The 13,689-nt window shown below is 70.1% G+C and carries 13 protein-coding genes; 7 read left to right on the top strand and 6 right to left on the bottom strand.

Annotation, left to right across the window (positions count from 1 at the left end):
• Positions 1–41 precede the first annotated feature (41 nt).
• Positions 42–953 (top strand): 1-aminocyclopropane-1-carboxylate deaminase/D-cysteine desulfhydrase, encoded by a 912-nt coding sequence (locus tag JIX55_RS33925; protein ID WP_257567041.1) that lies wholly within the window; start codon positions 42–44, stop codon positions 951–953.
• On the opposite strand, the gene JIX55_RS33920 is transcribed toward JIX55_RS33925, so the two are convergent.
• Positions 950–2,545, bottom strand: coding sequence for a Na+/H+ antiporter (locus JIX55_RS33920; protein ID WP_257567040.1), 1,596 nt, complete (start codon positions 2,543–2,545; stop codon positions 950–952). The two genes, JIX55_RS33925 and JIX55_RS33920, sit on opposite strands and share 4 nt — an antisense overlap.
• Positions 2,546–2,605: 60 nt before the next feature.
• Here JIX55_RS33920 and JIX55_RS33915 point away from each other — a divergent pair, with 60 nt between their 5' ends.
• The 3 genes from JIX55_RS33915 (at position 2,606) to JIX55_RS33905 (ending at position 4,785) form a co-directional block, all read left to right on the top strand.
• The gene (locus tag JIX55_RS33915) at positions 2,606–2,866 is read left to right on the top strand and encodes a UBP-type zinc finger domain-containing protein (RefSeq protein ID WP_257567039.1); all 261 of its coding nucleotides are present in this window, start codon (positions 2,606–2,608) and stop codon (positions 2,864–2,866) included.
• Between the two features lie 351 nt (positions 2,867–3,217).
• A complete protein-coding gene (locus JIX55_RS33910) occupies positions 3,218–3,631 on the top strand; it encodes an anti-sigma regulatory factor (RefSeq protein ID WP_200304968.1) in 414 nt (137 codons plus the stop codon).
• Positions 3,628–4,785, top strand: a complete 1,158-nt coding sequence (locus JIX55_RS33905) for a SigB/SigF/SigG family RNA polymerase sigma factor (protein WP_257567038.1) — start codon at positions 3,628–3,630, stop codon at positions 4,783–4,785. Before JIX55_RS33910 ends, JIX55_RS33905 begins: the two co-directional genes overlap by 4 nt.
• A 108-nt stretch (positions 4,786–4,893) precedes the next feature.
• Here JIX55_RS33905 and JIX55_RS33900 read toward each other — a convergent pair whose 3' ends face one another.
• Positions 4,894–5,346, bottom strand: a complete 453-nt coding sequence (locus tag JIX55_RS33900; protein ID WP_257567037.1) for a hypothetical protein — start codon at positions 5,344–5,346, stop codon at positions 4,894–4,896.
• A gap of 172 nt (positions 5,347–5,518) precedes the next feature.
• Here JIX55_RS33900 and JIX55_RS33895 point away from each other — a divergent pair, with 172 nt between their 5' ends.
• Both JIX55_RS33895 and JIX55_RS33890 read left to right on the top strand, forming a co-directional pair.
• Positions 5,519–6,490 (top strand): diacylglycerol/lipid kinase family protein, encoded by a 972-nt coding sequence (locus tag JIX55_RS33895; RefSeq protein ID WP_257567036.1) that lies wholly within the window; start codon positions 5,519–5,521, stop codon positions 6,488–6,490.
• Between the two features lie 319 nt (positions 6,491–6,809).
• On the top strand, positions 6,810–7,067 hold the full coding sequence (locus JIX55_RS33890; protein WP_007491230.1) for a WhiB family transcriptional regulator: 258 nt from the start codon (positions 6,810–6,812) through the stop codon (positions 7,065–7,067).
• Positions 7,068–7,302: 235 nt separating this feature from the next.
• Here JIX55_RS33890 and JIX55_RS33885 read toward each other — a convergent pair whose 3' ends face one another.
• Positions 7,303–8,778 carry a sensor histidine kinase gene (locus JIX55_RS33885; protein WP_257567035.1) on the bottom strand — a complete coding sequence of 492 codons (1,476 nt, stop codon included), beginning with the start codon at positions 8,776–8,778 and terminating at the stop codon, positions 7,303–7,305.
• Between the two features lie 656 nt (positions 8,779–9,434).
• Here JIX55_RS33885 and nagB point away from each other — a divergent pair.
• Positions 9,435–10,220: a glucosamine-6-phosphate deaminase gene (gene nagB, locus JIX55_RS33880; RefSeq protein ID WP_257567034.1), complete on the top strand. Its 786-nt coding sequence runs from the start codon at positions 9,435–9,437 to the stop codon at positions 10,218–10,220.
• 79 nt (positions 10,221–10,299) lie between these two features.
• On the opposite strand, the gene JIX55_RS33875 is transcribed toward nagB, so the two are convergent.
• The 3 genes from JIX55_RS33875 to JIX55_RS33865 are packed head-to-tail and all read right to left on the bottom strand — an operon-like array spanning position 10,300 to position 13,672.
• Positions 10,300–11,832, bottom strand: coding sequence for a glycoside hydrolase family 3 protein (locus tag JIX55_RS33875; protein ID WP_257567033.1), 1,533 nt, complete (start codon positions 11,830–11,832; stop codon positions 10,300–10,302).
• An 8-nt stretch (positions 11,833–11,840) separates the two neighbouring features.
• On the bottom strand, positions 11,841–12,683 hold the full coding sequence (locus JIX55_RS33870) for a carbohydrate ABC transporter permease (protein ID WP_257567032.1): 843 nt from the start codon (positions 12,681–12,683) through the stop codon (positions 11,841–11,843).
• Positions 12,680–13,672: a carbohydrate ABC transporter permease gene (locus JIX55_RS33865; protein WP_257567031.1), complete on the bottom strand. Its 993-nt coding sequence runs from the start codon at positions 13,670–13,672 to the stop codon at positions 12,680–12,682. Before JIX55_RS33865 ends, JIX55_RS33870 begins: the two co-directional genes overlap by 4 nt.
• Between the last annotated feature and the right edge of the window lie 17 nt (positions 13,673–13,689).

The following is a 13,689-nucleotide window of genomic DNA, read 5'->3' as shown; positions in this document are numbered from 1 at the left end:
GCGGCCCGGCGCCGACCGGTCATGTGTCCGACAATGGGCACGTGACCGGCCAGCCTTCCGCCCCCGACCCCGCCACCGCCCTGCACCCCCGGCTGCCGTCCCCCCTCCAGGAGGCCGCGGACGACCGCTTCGCCGGCCACGGCGTCCGGCTGCTCCTCAAGCGCGACGACCTGATCCATCCGCAGCTCATCGGCAACAAGTGGCGCAAGCTCGTACCCAATCTGCGCGTGGCGGCCGGCCGTCCCCTGCTCACCTTCGGCGGCGCGTACTCGAACCATCTGCGCGCCACCGCCGCCGCGGGCCGCCTCCTGGGCGTGCCCACCATCGGCGTGGTCCGCGGCCAGGAGCTGGCCGACCGCCCCCTCAACCCGTCCCTGGCCCGCTGCACGGTCGACGGCATGCGGCTGCACTTCGTCGACAGATCGACGTATCGCCACAAGACCGACCCCGCCACCCTGGCCGCCGTCCTCCGCGCCGCCGACGCCGAGGACGCCTATGTCGTCCCCGAGGGCGGCAGCAACGCTCTCGCCGTACGCGGCTGCCAGGATCTCGGCACGGAACTGCGCGGCCGGGCCGACGTGGTGGCCATCGCCTGCGGCACCGGCGGCACCCTCGCCGGTCTGGCCGCCGGTCTGGCCCCCGACCAGCGCGCCCTCGGCATCCCGGTCCTCAAGGGCGGGTTCCTCGAAGAGGAGATACGGAAACTCCAGCACCAGGCCTTCGGCGGACCCCGCGGTGACTGGCACCTCGACGACCGCTTCCACTTCGGCGGCTACGCCCGCACCACCCCCGAACTGGACGCCTTCGCCGCCGACTTCGAGGCCCGCCACGCCCTCCCCGTGGAACGTCTCTATGTCGCCAAGTTGCTCTACGGACTTGTCGCCCTGGCAGCGGAAGGCGCCTTCCCGCACGGGACGACGATAGCCGCGGTGATCACAGGACGCCCGTTCTAGGACGCCTCGCGGTAGACCGCCGCCTCCTCCAGGTCCAGTCTCCGCAGCAGCGTGCGCAGCATCTCGTCGTCGATGTACCGGCCGTCCCGCAGCCTCACGAAGATCTCGCGTTCGGCGCCGATCATCTCCCGGGACAGGCGGCTGTAGGTGTCGTCGACGCTCTCGCCGGTAACCGGGTTCACCGCGCCGAGCCGCTCCCAGACGGCGTTGCGGCGCCGTTCCAGGACCGTATGGAGGCGGTCGACGAGCGGCGGCGGCAGCTCGTTGCGCTCGTTCGCGAGGAGTTCGTCGAGGCGGGCCTCGGCGGCCCGGGACGCCTGGGCCTGCGCGTTGGCCTCGGCGAGGGTCTCGGCCTGCCGGTCGCGTCCCGGCAGCTTCAGCACCCGGATCAGCGGCGGCAGGGTCAGCCCCTGGATGACGAGGGTCCCGATGACCGTCGTGAAGGTCAGGAAGAGGATCAGGTTCCGCTCGGGGAGCTCCTCCCCGCCGTGCACCGTGAGCGGGATCGAGAAGGCGATGGCCAGCGAGACGACGCCCCGCATGCCGGCCCAGGCTATGACGAACGGCGCCTTCCAGGTGGGGGCGTCCTCCCGTTCCCGGATCCGCCGCGACAGCATCCGCGGCAGGAACGTCGCCGGATACACCCACACGAACCGGGACGCGACCACGACGAGGAAGACGGCCACGGCGTACCAGGTGGCGCGCGCCCCTTCGTACTCCTCCAGTCCTGCGAGGACGACCGGGAGCTGGAGTCCGATGAGGGCGAACACCGCGGACTCCAGCAGGAAGGCGACCATCTTCCAGACGGCCTCCTCCTGGAGGCGGGTGGCGAAGTCGACCTGCCAGTTGCGGTGGCCGAGATACAGGCCGACGACGACCACGGCGAGCACTCCGGAGGCATGCACCCACTCGGCGAGCCCGTAGGCGACGAAGGGGATCAGCAGGGAGAGCGTGTTCTGCAGCAGCGCTTCCTTCAGGTGCGTGCGCAGCCAGTGGATCGGCATCATCAGCAGCAGGCCCACCGCGACGCCGCCGACCGCCGCCACCAGGAACTCGACGATCCCGCCGGTCCAGCTCGCGCCCTCGCCGACGGTGGCCGCGAGGGCCACCCGGTAGGCGGTGATCGCGGTCGCGTCGTTCACCAGGGACTCGCCCTGGAGGATCGTCGTGATCCGCGACGGCAGCCCCACCCGCCGGGCGACCGCTGTCGCCGCGACCGCGTCCGGCGGCGCCACGACCGCGCCGAGCACCAGTGCGGCGGTCAGCGGCAGCCCCGGCACGATCATGTACGCGGCCCAGCCGACGGTGAGGGTGGCAAAAAGCACGTAGCCGACCGACAGCAGTGCCACGGGCCGCAGTTGGGCCCGCAGATCGAGGTAGGAGCTGTCGCTGGCGGCCGTGTACAGCAGCGGCGGCAGGATCAGCGGCAGGACGATCTCGGGGTCGAGCTCGTAGGGCGGCACTCCGGGCAGATACGACACCACGAGCCCCACCGCGACCAGCAGCAGCGGGGCGGGCACCGGCGTACGCCGGGCGGCTCCGGCGACCGTCGCGCTCCCCGCGACCAGCAACAGCAAAGGCAAAAAGTGCATCGCTTCCCGCCGCCTTCGTTTCCGCGCGAGTTTCCGCGCACCCGTCGTAACCTGGCAATCATGAAACAGTGCACGCACACGGAGGCGCTGCCCCACCCCGAGCCCGCTCCCCTGAGCGAGACCTGCCCGGAGTGCCTGGCCGCCGGGAGCCACCCGGTGCAGTTGCGGATGTGCCTGGAGTGCGGGCACGTGGGCTGCTGCGACTCCTCACCGATGCGGCACGCGACCGAGCACCACAAGGAGAGCGGCCATCCCGTCATGCGCACCTTCGAAGCGGGCGAGTCCTGGCGCTGGTGCTTCGTCGACCATGTACTCGTATGACCCGAAGGAGCCGATCGGACCCGAACAGGACCCCGACGAACACGTCCGCGACGTCGTACGACGGAACCATGTCACCCCGTGACACGTCGACGTACTCGTGTGACAAGGTTCGGCAGTCCGACGCCTGGGTACGTCAACCCGGCGCGCCCTCTTCCTATTTGAGGCCCGCAGACCTCTAGCCACCGAGCGTATCCATAGGCTTACTATGAGTGACAGCACGGGGTGGGGTCCCCAGGACCCTGAGGACACGGCGCTCGGGAGCGCGATAGCGTCACCGCTGAACCACGTAGCGCATTACCCGGGGGGCGACCCTCGGCCCCCGAAAAAGCTTGTACCACCTTGGAGGTGAGGGTGTCCCAGATCGCAGGCGAGCCCGGGACCCAGGACTTCGTGGAAGTCCGGCTGCCGGCCGCGGGTGCCTACCTGTCGGTGCTGCGTACGGCGACGGCCGGCCTCGCGGCCCGTTTGGACTTCACCCTCGACGAGATCGAGGACCTTCGCATCGCGGTCGACGAGGCCTGCGCGATCCTGCTCCAGCAGGCCGTGCCCGGCTCGGTGCTCAGCTGTGTCTTCCGCCTCATCGACGATTCGCTGGAGGTCACGGTGTCGGCCCCCACCACGGACGGCCACGCCCCCGCACGTGACACCTTCGCCTGGACCGTGCTGTCGGCCCTGGCGGGCAAGGTCTCCTCCGCGGTCGCCGACGACAAAACCGTTTCGATCAGCCTCTACAAACAGCGCGGCGCGGGACCCGGGCCGGCGTGAGGAACGGGGACGGGCCGGTGCGGGACGAAGAACGCGGCACACGGGAACTTCCCGCGGAGGATGACGGCGGTCCGAGTGGGCCGGCGCATCTGGCGGACGGCGTCGACGGCATCCCCGAGCAGGCCCGGCCGCACCCGGAGGACGACTCCTCGGCGGCGGCCGGAGCATCTCGGTGGGCGGAGCCGGCCGACGGCGAGGAGCGCGAGGCGCTCTCCGACGGGCAACGGGATCCGGAGGGTGCCCTACGGAGCACCACGTCCTCACGAGGGCGGACTGGGGCCTCCCCCGCTCGAGCACAGTCGAGAGCTGGGGGAACGGTGACGGCGGGCGGGACTATGAGCGAGCACGAGCGACACGACGAGGCGGGCGCGCAGAGCGTGCGAAGCACGCAGCACGACCCTCACGACCGCAGCGGGGCACGGGCCCTGTTCGTAGAGCTGCGCGCCCTGGATGAGGGCAGTGCCGCGTACGCGGAGCTGCGCAACCGGCTGGTCCGGATGCATCTGCCGCTCGTGGAGCACCTCGCACGCCGCTTCCGCAACCGCGGCGAGCCGCTGGACGACCTGACGCAGGTCGCCACCATCGGCCTGATCAAGTCGGTGGACCGCTTCGACCCGGACCGCGGCGTGGAGTTCTCCACGTACGCGACCCCGACGGTCGTCGGTGAGATCAAGCGGCACTTCCGCGACAAGGGCTGGGCGGTGCGGGTGCCGCGCCGGCTGCAGGAGCTGCGGCTGGCGCTGACCACGGCCACGGCCGAGCTGTCCCAGCAGCACGGCCGCTCCCCGACAGTGCACGAGCTGGCCGAGAAGCTGGCCATCTCGGAGGAGGAGGTCCTGGAGGGCCTGGAGTCGGCCAACGCCTACTCCACGCTGTCCCTGGACGTCCCCGACACCGACGACGAGTCGCCGGCCGTCGCGGACACCCTCGGAGCCGAGGACGAGGCGCTGGAGGGCGTCGAGTACCGCGAGTCCCTCAAGCCGCTGCTGGAGGACCTCCCGCCCCGCGAGAAGCGCATCCTGCTCCTGCGCTTCTTCGGCAACATGACCCAGTCGCAGATCGCGCAGGAGGTCGGCATCTCCCAGATGCACGTCTCGCGTCTGCTGGCGAGGACACTGGCGCAGCTGCGCGAGAAGCTGCTGGTGGAGGAGTAGTCGCCGCGCCCCGTCAGGGGCGCGGGGCTGTGTCGGCATGCGGCTCCGCCGTGCGGGCGCGATCAGCCACCGGCGGCCGCGGTTTCCCGGCCGCATTCCAGCGGAGCGCTATCGCTTCGTCTCCTCCGCCCGGCCCGGCCCCTGGATCCCGAGGGCCTGGGTCGTCGCGGGATTGATCAGCAGGACCAGCGCGGCGACGGCGACGACGGCCAGCACGATGCCCGCCGGGATCGCCAGGCTGTCGGCGCGCAGCAGGTTGTAGGCCACCGGCAGCGCCATGATCTGGGTGATGACGGCGGGCCCGCGGCTCCAGCCGCGCCGCAGCAAAAGCCCGCGGGCGGCGATCAGCGGCAGCAGGGCCAGCGCGATCAGCGTGACGCCCCCGGTGACGCCGGTACTCAGGTCGCCGGAGTCGCCGGTGAAGCCCAGGACGAGCATCGCTCCGCCGCCCACCAGCAGGGCCACCCCCTCCAGCGCGGCCAGCGCGGCCGCGGCGGTCAGCCGCCCGGGGCGGGGCTCGGCGTCGGAGGTGTCCGGCGTGGGGTTCTGCTCAGGGCTCACCCCTGAAGGGTAGCCGCCGCCCGAGGGCCCGCCCCGGCCCCGGTACCCGGCCCGGCGCCCGGCACACAGCCGCCTTCGCGCGCCCCCACGTGCTCATCGTCACTGCCCGATCTCCTGCTTGATCCGCACCTCGGTATGGGACGAGTACCACCCAGTAGGTACCCTGCAATCCATGCGTGCACTTCTCGTGGTCAATCCGGCGGCAACCACCACAAGCGCACGTACGCGCGATGTGCTGATCCACGCCCTCGCGAGTGAGATGAAGCTCGAGGCGGTCACCACCGAGTACCGCGGCCACGCCCGGGATCTCGCCCGCCAGGCGGCGGAGGGCAAGGACGACATCGAGCTCGTCGTGGCGCTCGGCGGCGACGGCACGGTCAACGAGGTCGTCAACGGCCTGCTGCACCACGGCCCCGACCCCGACCGCCTCCCCCGTCTCGCCGTGGTCCCCGGCGGCTCCACCAACGTCTTCGCCCGCGCCCTGGGCCTGCCCAACGACGCCGTGGAGTCCACCGGCGTCCTGTTGGACGCGCTGCGCGAGAGCCGTGAGCGCACGATCGGCCTGGGCATGGCCTCGGGCACCCCGGGCACGGAGGACGAGGCGGTGCCCTCCCGCTGGTTCACCTTCTGCGCCGGCCTCGGATTCGACGCGGGTGTGATCGGCCGGGTCGAGCAACAGCGGGAACGCGGACAGAAATCCACACACGCTCTTTACCTGCGTCAGGCATTCCGGCAGTTCCTGGAGGAGCCCCACCGCAGACTCGGCACGATCACTCTGGAGCGGGCCGGCGAAGACCCGATTTCCGATCTTGTGCTGTCCATAGTCTGCAACACGTCCCCGTGGACGTTTCTCGGCAATCGCCCGGTGTACGCGTCACCTAAGGCCTCGTTCGATAAAGGCCTCGACATACTCGGTCTCAGCCGCATGTCGACGCCCGCGCTCGCCCGATATGGCACACAGTTGCTCACTTCGTCCCCCGAGCGCGGACCCCACGGCAAGCACGCCACCACCCTGCACGATCTGACCGACTTCACCTTGCATTCGAAGGCCCCCCTCCCCCTCCAGATGGACGGCGACCACCTCGGACTGCGTACGAGCGTGACGTTCACAGGCGTACGCCGTGCACTGCGTGTGATTGTGTGAGCGGAACGGGCAAAAGTCCTTCCACTCGAACGTTTAGGCCAGGATCCACCCCATGGAAGTACGGCTGTGACACAGTCGACACCGAGGAATCAAAAAAAACTTTCCGGAAGGGGTTGTATCCGCCGCTGAGGTTTGCGAGTCTCTACGTGGCGCTCGGGACAGCCCGCAACATCGGCTCCGCAAGAGCGCCGGAACCCCTCCTCAAATCACAGGACCACACCAGTCCGTCTGGTGCTCGGCCCTTCACTTGTTGAGGGATTCGTGAAAGCGTTCACATTCACAAGCAACGTGCATGTAATACCAAGGAGAGGTAGCAGCCATGGACTGGCGTCACAACGCCGTTTGCCGCGAGGAAGACCCCGAGCTCTTCTTCCCTATCGGCAACACCGGTCCTGCGCTGCTGCAGATCGAGGAAGCCAAGGCTGTCTGCCGTCGCTGCCCGGTTATCGAGCAGTGTCTGCAGTGGGCGCTTGAGTCCGGCCAGGACTCCGGCGTCTGGGGTGGTCTCAGCGAGGACGAGCGCCGCGCCATGAAGCGCCGCGCCGCCCGCAACCGGGCCCGTCAGGCCACCGCCTGACATCCCACCCAGTAATAGCCTGAGCTTGGCGGCGCGTACAGCGAGTACGCTTCTCCCGCCCCCGAGCCGCAGCGCGCAGTGCCCCCGGTGCGCTTAATCAGCCACTTGCCCGAGCCCCGGACCACACGATGGTCCGGGGCTCGGTGCTGTTCGCGATGCTGAATTCCGTACGCCGTTCGTGGTGACCGCGGGGCATGCGTCCGCCGTATTCCTGAGGCCGGCTTCTCCCCCGCCGCTACTTCTGGGCGCGCACCGGGAGGTCGAGGATCACCTGGGTGCCGCGCTCGGGAGCCGGGACCATGTCGAAGGTGCCGCCCAACTCCCCCTCCACCAGCGTCCGTACGATCTGCAGGCCGAGGTTGCCGGAGCGGTGCGGGTCGAACCCCTCGGGCAGGCCGATGCCGTCGTCCTGGACGGTGACGAGGAGACGGGTGTCCTTGGTGGAGCCGCCGCGTACGGCCGAGACCTCGACGCTGCCGGTGTCGCCTTCTCGGAATCCGTGTTCGAGGGCGTTCTGAAGGATCTCGGTGAGGACCATGGAGAGCGGGGTCGCGACCTCCGCGTCCAGGATGCCGAAGCGTCCGGTGCGCCGGCCGACGACCTTGCCGGGTGAGATCTCGGCGACCATGGCGAGCACCCGGTCGGCGATCTCGTCGAACTCCACGCGCTCGTCCAGGGTCTGGGACAGCGTCTCGTGCACGATCGCGATCGATCCGACCCTGCGTACGGCCTCTTCGAGGGCCTCGCGGCCGCGTTCGGACTCGATACGGCGGGCCTGGAGGCGCAGCAGCGCGGCGACGGTCTGGAGGTTGTTCTTCACCCGGTGGTGGATCTCCCGGATGGTCGCGTCCTTGGTGATCAACTCACGTTCGCGGCGCCGCAGTTCCGTCACGTCCCGCAGCAGCACGAGCGAACCGATGCGCGGGCCCTTGGGCTTGAGGGGGATCGCGCGGAACTGGATCACCCCGTCCACGGACTCGATCTCGAACTCGCGCGGCGCCCACCCGCTCGCCACCTTGGCCAGCGCCTCGTCCACCGGGCCCCGGGACGGGGCGAGTTCGGCGGTCGTACGGCCGAGATGGCAGCCGACCAGGTCGGCGGCGAGGCCGAGACGGTGGTACGCGGAGAGGGCGTTCGGGGAGGCGTACTGGACGATGCCGTCGGCGTCGAGCCTGATCAGGCCGTCGCCGACGCGCGGCGAGGCGTCCATGTCGACCTGCTGGTCGGGGAACGGGAACGCGCCCGCGGCGATCATCTGGGCCAGGTCGGACGCGCTCTGGAGATACGTCAGCTCCAGGCGGCTCGGGGTCCGTACGGTCAGCAGATTGGTGTTGCGCGCGATGACACCGAGGACGCGGCCCTCTCTGCGTACGGGGATGGACTCGACCCGTACGGGCACCTCCTCGCGCCACTCCGGGTCGCCCTCGCGGACGATGCGGCCCTCGTCGTGGGCGGCGTCGAGGAGGGGGCGGCGGCCGCGCGGGACCAGGTGGCCGACCATGTCGTCCTGGTACGAGGTGGGGCCGGTGTTGGGGCGCATCTGGGCCACGGAGACATAGCGGGTGCCGTCGCGTGTGGGGACCCAGAGGACGAGGTCGGCGAAGGAGAGGTCGGAGAGAAGCTGCCACTCCGACACCAGCAGATGCAGCCACTCCAGGTCGGAGTCGCTGAGAGCGGTGTGCTGGCGGACGAGTTCGTTCATGGAGGGCACGTGTGCGAGCGTACCTGGCGGTAGGGACATGGCCCGAAACAGCCGCCCGCGCCTCGGCGCGGGCCTGAGAACACCCGCGGGCCGCGGCGCCTGAGAGGGACCCTCAGCCCTCCCGGCACCGCAGCCCGGAGCAACATCGGCCGTGGGGTGTGCGGTCCCAGTCGGCCGAAGGATGAGGATCCGGAGCAGTCAGGGCAGAGAGCGCCGGGTCCTCGGTCCGCCTTCCTGTGCGGGGAAAGCGGAGGCTTGTTTCTCGTTCAGGGGTGATCGTCCGCGGCCGGGCCGCTGATCGATCACATGCCCTACCACGCATTGTTGACTAGACCACTGCGTGTGTCCATGCGTTGGCGGATGTTTGTTGTTGTTCCATTGTCCGACATCCGCCGCCCGCAGAGTAGCCCGCTTCGGGCCGGGGGCGGGCCGGAATGCCGCGGCAGGTTCCACGCGAGGCCGTCTCGGTACTCAAGCGCGTCGGCGCGGTCTCCGACGTCGCGGACGTGGTGGCGTTCCCGGCCTCACCCGATTCCCGGCCGGCGACCCCTGTGGAGCATGGACGTCCCCTGCTAGATTGGTCTACACCACATGAGAGGTGCTTGCCCCCGGTAGATTCCGGTTGAGCCCTCTTGAGTCCTTCTTCCCAGATCGGCAGGGTCAGCGTGGAAGTTGTCATCGTTCCGGATGCCAAGGCGGGTGGCGAGCTCATAGCCGAGGCGATGGCGGAGTTGCTCCGGCGGAAGCCCGACGCGCTGCTCGGGGTGGCCACGGGGTCGACTCCCCTGCCCATCTACCAGGCACTGACGGCGAAGGTGCGGTCCGGTGCCGTGGGCGCCTCGCGGGCGCGGGTCGCGCAGCTCGACGAGTACGTGGGACTGCCGGCCGAGCATCCCGAGTCGTACCGCTCGGTGCTGCGGCGGGAGGTGCTGGAGCCGTTGGGGCTCGGCATGGACGCGTTCATGGGGCCCGACGGGACCGCCGAGGACGTGGCGGGGGCGAGCGCGGCGTACGACAGGGCGCTGGCCGAGGCGGGCGGTGTGGATCTGCAGCTGCTCGGCATCGGGACCGACGGGCACATCGGGTTCAACGAGCCGTGCTCGTCGCTGGCCTCCCGGACCCGGATCAAGACGCTGACCCAGCAGACCCGGATCGACAACGCCCGGTTCTTCGGCGGCGACATCGAGCAGGTGCCGCACCACGTCATCACGCAGGGCATCGGCACGATCCTGGAGGCCCGGCACCTGGTCCTGCTGGCCACGGGCGAGGGGAAGGCGGACGCCGTCGCGGCGACCGTGGAGGGACCGGTGGCCGCGGTGTGCCCGGCCTCGGCGTTGCAACTGCATCCACACGCGACCGTGGTGGTGGACGAGGCAGCCGCGTCGAAGCTGAAGCTGGCGGACTACTTCCGGCACACGTACGACAACAAGCCCGCCTGGCAGGGGATCTAGGACGCTGGGATACGTCGTAGGCGCCACGGGCCCTGGGGGAGGGCCGTGGCGCCTACGTGTGTGTACTTCGGGGAACCCTCTACCGCACTCCCGCGACAACCTCCGCCGCCGCCCTTCCGCACACCCTCGCCGCGCCGTGCGTCGCGATGTGGAGAAGGCCGCGGGGCGGGGACTGGGGGATGCCCATTTCCACGACGATGGTGTCGGGGCGGGTGGTCAGGAGGGTGTCGAGGGCGGTGGTCATCCAGGGGTGGCGGTGTTCGTCGCGGACGACGGCGACGATGCGGCGGGTGCCGGCGACCGCCAGGGCGGAGGCGCCGGCGCTGTCGCCCGCGAAGGTGCCGGTCTCGGTGCCCGGGAGGAGGCGGGCCAGTTCCGCGCCGACGCCCCAGGGGGTCTCGTCGCCCACCGCGATGTTGGCCACGGGGGTGAAGGCGGCGACGTACAGGGGCTGGGTGGGCGGCTCGTAGGGCTCCGTGAAGGTCGTCGTGAGCGCGCGCCGGGCGGCCACGAGGCCGACGCCGCCGGTGTCTCCGACCCCCTGGGTCTCGCCGATGACCTCGCGGCCTGTCCCGGCACCGCGCCGCACTCCCCCGGCGGCCGACCGGGTCCACTTCGCCAGGTCCCGGACCCGGTCGGCCGCGTCCGCGAGGCGTTCCTCCGGGAGGTCGCCGGTGCGGACGGCGGTGATGAGGGCGTCGCGGAGGCGGCGGACCGTCTCGTCGTCGGCGAGGCCGCCGCCTACGCAGATGGCGTCGGCTCCGGCGGCGAGGGCGAGGACGCTGCCGTGTTCGATGCCGTAGGTCCCGGCGATGGCCCGCATCTCCATGCCGTCGGTGACGATGAGGCCGTCGTAGCCGAGTTCGCCGCGGAGGAGGTCCGTGAGGATGCCGCGGGACAACGTTGCCGGGAGGTCGGGGTCCAGGGCGGGGACCAGGATGTGGGCGCTCATCATCGCGCGCGAGCCGGCGCCGATGGCGGCCCTGAAGGGCGCCAGGTCGCGGGAGTCCACGAGCGAGCGGTCCGCGTCGATGCGGGGCAGGGAGAGGTGGGAGTCCACGGCGGTGTCGCCGTGGCCCGGGAAGTGCTTGGCGCAGGCGGCGACGCCCGCGGCCTGGAGGCCGGTGACATAGGCGGCGGTGTGGCGGGCGACCAGGTCGGGGTCGGCGCCGAAGGAGCGGACCCCGATGACCGGGTTGGCGGGGTTGGCGTTCACGTCGGCCGACGGGGCCCAGTTGAAGTTGACGCCGCACTCCGCCAGGCGGTGGCCCAGCGCGAACGCGACCTCCCGGGTCAGGTCCACGTCGTCGACCGCGCCCAGGGCGTGGTTGCCGGGGAAGGAGGATCCGGTGCGGACCTCCAGGCGGGTGACGTCGCCGCCCTCCTCGTCGATGGCGACCAGGACGTCCTCGTGCTCGGCGCGCAACTGGGCGGTGAGAGCGGCCAGTTGCTCGGGCGAAGTGATGTTGCGGCCGAAGAGGCCGACGGAGGCGAGGCCCTCGCCGAGGCGGCGCAGCAGCCAGTCGGGGGCGGTGGTGCCCGTGAACCCGGGCTGGAGGACCGTGAGCACGTCCCGCGTGAGGGTGTCTGATCCAGTGGCGAATGTCGTCATCGGGTGGGTTATCCCTTCACGGCGCCCGCGGTGAGGCCCGCGGCCATCTTGCGCTGGACGAGGAGGAAGAGGACGACGATCGGCACGGCCATCATGGTGGAGCCGGCCATCATCGGGGCGTACTCGGTGCCGTGCTTGGTGGTGAAGTTGCCCAGCCAGACGGTCGCGGTCTGGTTCTGCTGGCTCATCAGCATCAGGGCGTACAGATACTCGTTCCAGGCCTGGATGAAGCCGTAGACCGAGGTCGCCACCATGCCGGGCGCGAGCAGCGGGAACACCACGCGGATGAAGGCGGTGGTGCGGGAGCAGCCGTCGACCATGGCCGCCTCCTCCAGTTCGCGCGGGATGTTGACGATGAAGCCGCGCAGGGTCCACACGGTGAACGGGAGGATGAAGGTCAGATAGGTGATGACCAGGCCGCTGAGGCGGTCGTACTGGCCGAGGTCGTTCAGCAGCAGGAAGACCGGGATGATCATCGCGACCAGCGGGACCATCTGCACCGCCAGGATGCCGACGATCACCACCTTGCGGCCGCGGAAGGCGAAGCGGGAGATGGCGAGCGCGGCCAGCATGCCGACGACGATGCCGATCACGACCACCGTGAGGGAGACGACGAGGCTGCGGCCGACCGGGCCCCAGAAGTCGGCGATGTCCAGTGCCCGGCCGAAGTTGGCGAAGGTGATCGACGTCGGCAGCAGGCTGGGGTCGGGGTCGATCGCGTCCTTGGCGGGCTTGAACGCCGTGTTCAGCATCCAGTAGACGGGGAAGCCCGCGGTGACGAAGACGAACAGACCGAGGAGGTTCCAGCCGAACTTGGACCTCCGGGGGCCGGAGACAGCGGCAGTACTCATTCGACCTCTCCGATCTTCAGCATCTGGCGCATGTAGACGCTGATCACGCCGAGCAGCAACAGCACGGTCAGCAGGGCGATCGCCGAGCCCTGGGCGTAGTCGTTGACCACGAACGCCTTGTCGTACGAGTAGGTGGTGAGCAGTTGGAACTCGGCCTCCGGGTGGCCGTTGCGCATCACGAAGACCTGCGGGAAGACGCCCATGTCCCAGATGACGGAGAGGGTCGTGAGCATCACGATGATCGGCTTGAGGATGGGGAGGGTGACGTAGCGGAACACGCCCCACGCGCCGGCGCCGTCGAGGCGGGCGGCCTCCTCCAGCTCCTTCGGCACCTGGGTGAGTCCGGCGCTGAGGGTGATGACGACGAACGGCACCGCGCCCCACACCACGAGGAGCGTGATGACTGCGAGGCCCTCGGGGCCGCTCGCGAACCAGTTGTGGCCGATCATGTCGACGCCCGGGAGCTTGCTGAGGAGCGCGTTGAAGATGCCGTAGTCGGAGTCGAAGAGCCACTTGAAGACGGTGGTGGCCACGATGATCGGCATGCCCCAACTCGCCACGAGGGCGATGTTGATGAGCGTCTTCACCCAGCCGGAGACCCGCTGGAGCAGCAGGGCGATCGCCATGCCGATGACCATCGTGAAGATCACGCAGGCGGCGGCGAAGACGATGGTCCGGACGACGACCGTCCAGAACTCGCTGTCGCCCAGCACCTTGGAGAAGTTGTCGAAGCCGGCCGACTCCGCCGGCTGGAAGCCCCACAACTGGGACTGGCCGAACGTCTGGAAGGACAGGGTGACCAGCCGGACCAGCGGATAGCCGAGGACGAGGGCGAGGATCAGCAGACACGGGGCGAGCAGGGCCCAGGGGACGGCGGCGCCGCCGGGAGTCCGCTTTCTGCCCGGCCGTTCCGGGGCCGCCGACGGTGGCGGGGGTGCGGGCCGCGCGGGCGGCATCTTCGCAGGGGCAGTCGTGTCTGCGGCACTCATCGCGCTCCTAAGCAACT

This window comes from Streptomyces sp. DSM 40750 (genome assembly GCF_024612035.1).
Classification (GTDB): Bacteria; Actinomycetota; Actinomycetes; order Streptomycetales; family Streptomycetaceae; genus Streptomyces.
The sequence above is the reverse complement of the archived record's forward strand: the minus strand, read 5'-3'. Positions and strand labels throughout refer to the sequence as shown.

Coding starts and splice junctions, on each gene's coding strand:
- JIX55_RS33920 (WP_257567040.1), bottom strand. CDS start 2,545: ATGCACTTTTTGCCTTTGCTGTTGCTGGTCGCGGGGAGCGCGACGGTC.
- JIX55_RS33915 (WP_257567039.1), top strand. CDS start 2,606: ATGAAACAGTGCACGCACACGGAGGCGCTGCCCCACCCCGAGCCCGCT.
- JIX55_RS33895 (WP_257567036.1), top strand. CDS start 5,519: ATGCGTGCACTTCTCGTGGTCAATCCGGCGGCAACCACCACAAGCGCA.
- JIX55_RS33890 (WP_007491230.1), top strand. CDS start 6,810: ATGGACTGGCGTCACAACGCCGTTTGCCGCGAGGAAGACCCCGAGCTC.
- JIX55_RS33875 (WP_257567033.1), bottom strand. CDS start 11,832: ATGACGACATTCGCCACTGGATCAGACACCCTCACGCGGGACGTGCTC.
- JIX55_RS33870 (WP_257567032.1), bottom strand. CDS start 12,683: ATGAGTACTGCCGCTGTCTCCGGCCCCCGGAGGTCCAAGTTCGGCTGG.
- JIX55_RS33865 (WP_257567031.1), bottom strand. CDS start 13,672: ATGAGTGCCGCAGACACGACTGCCCCTGCGAAGATGCCGCCCGCGCGG.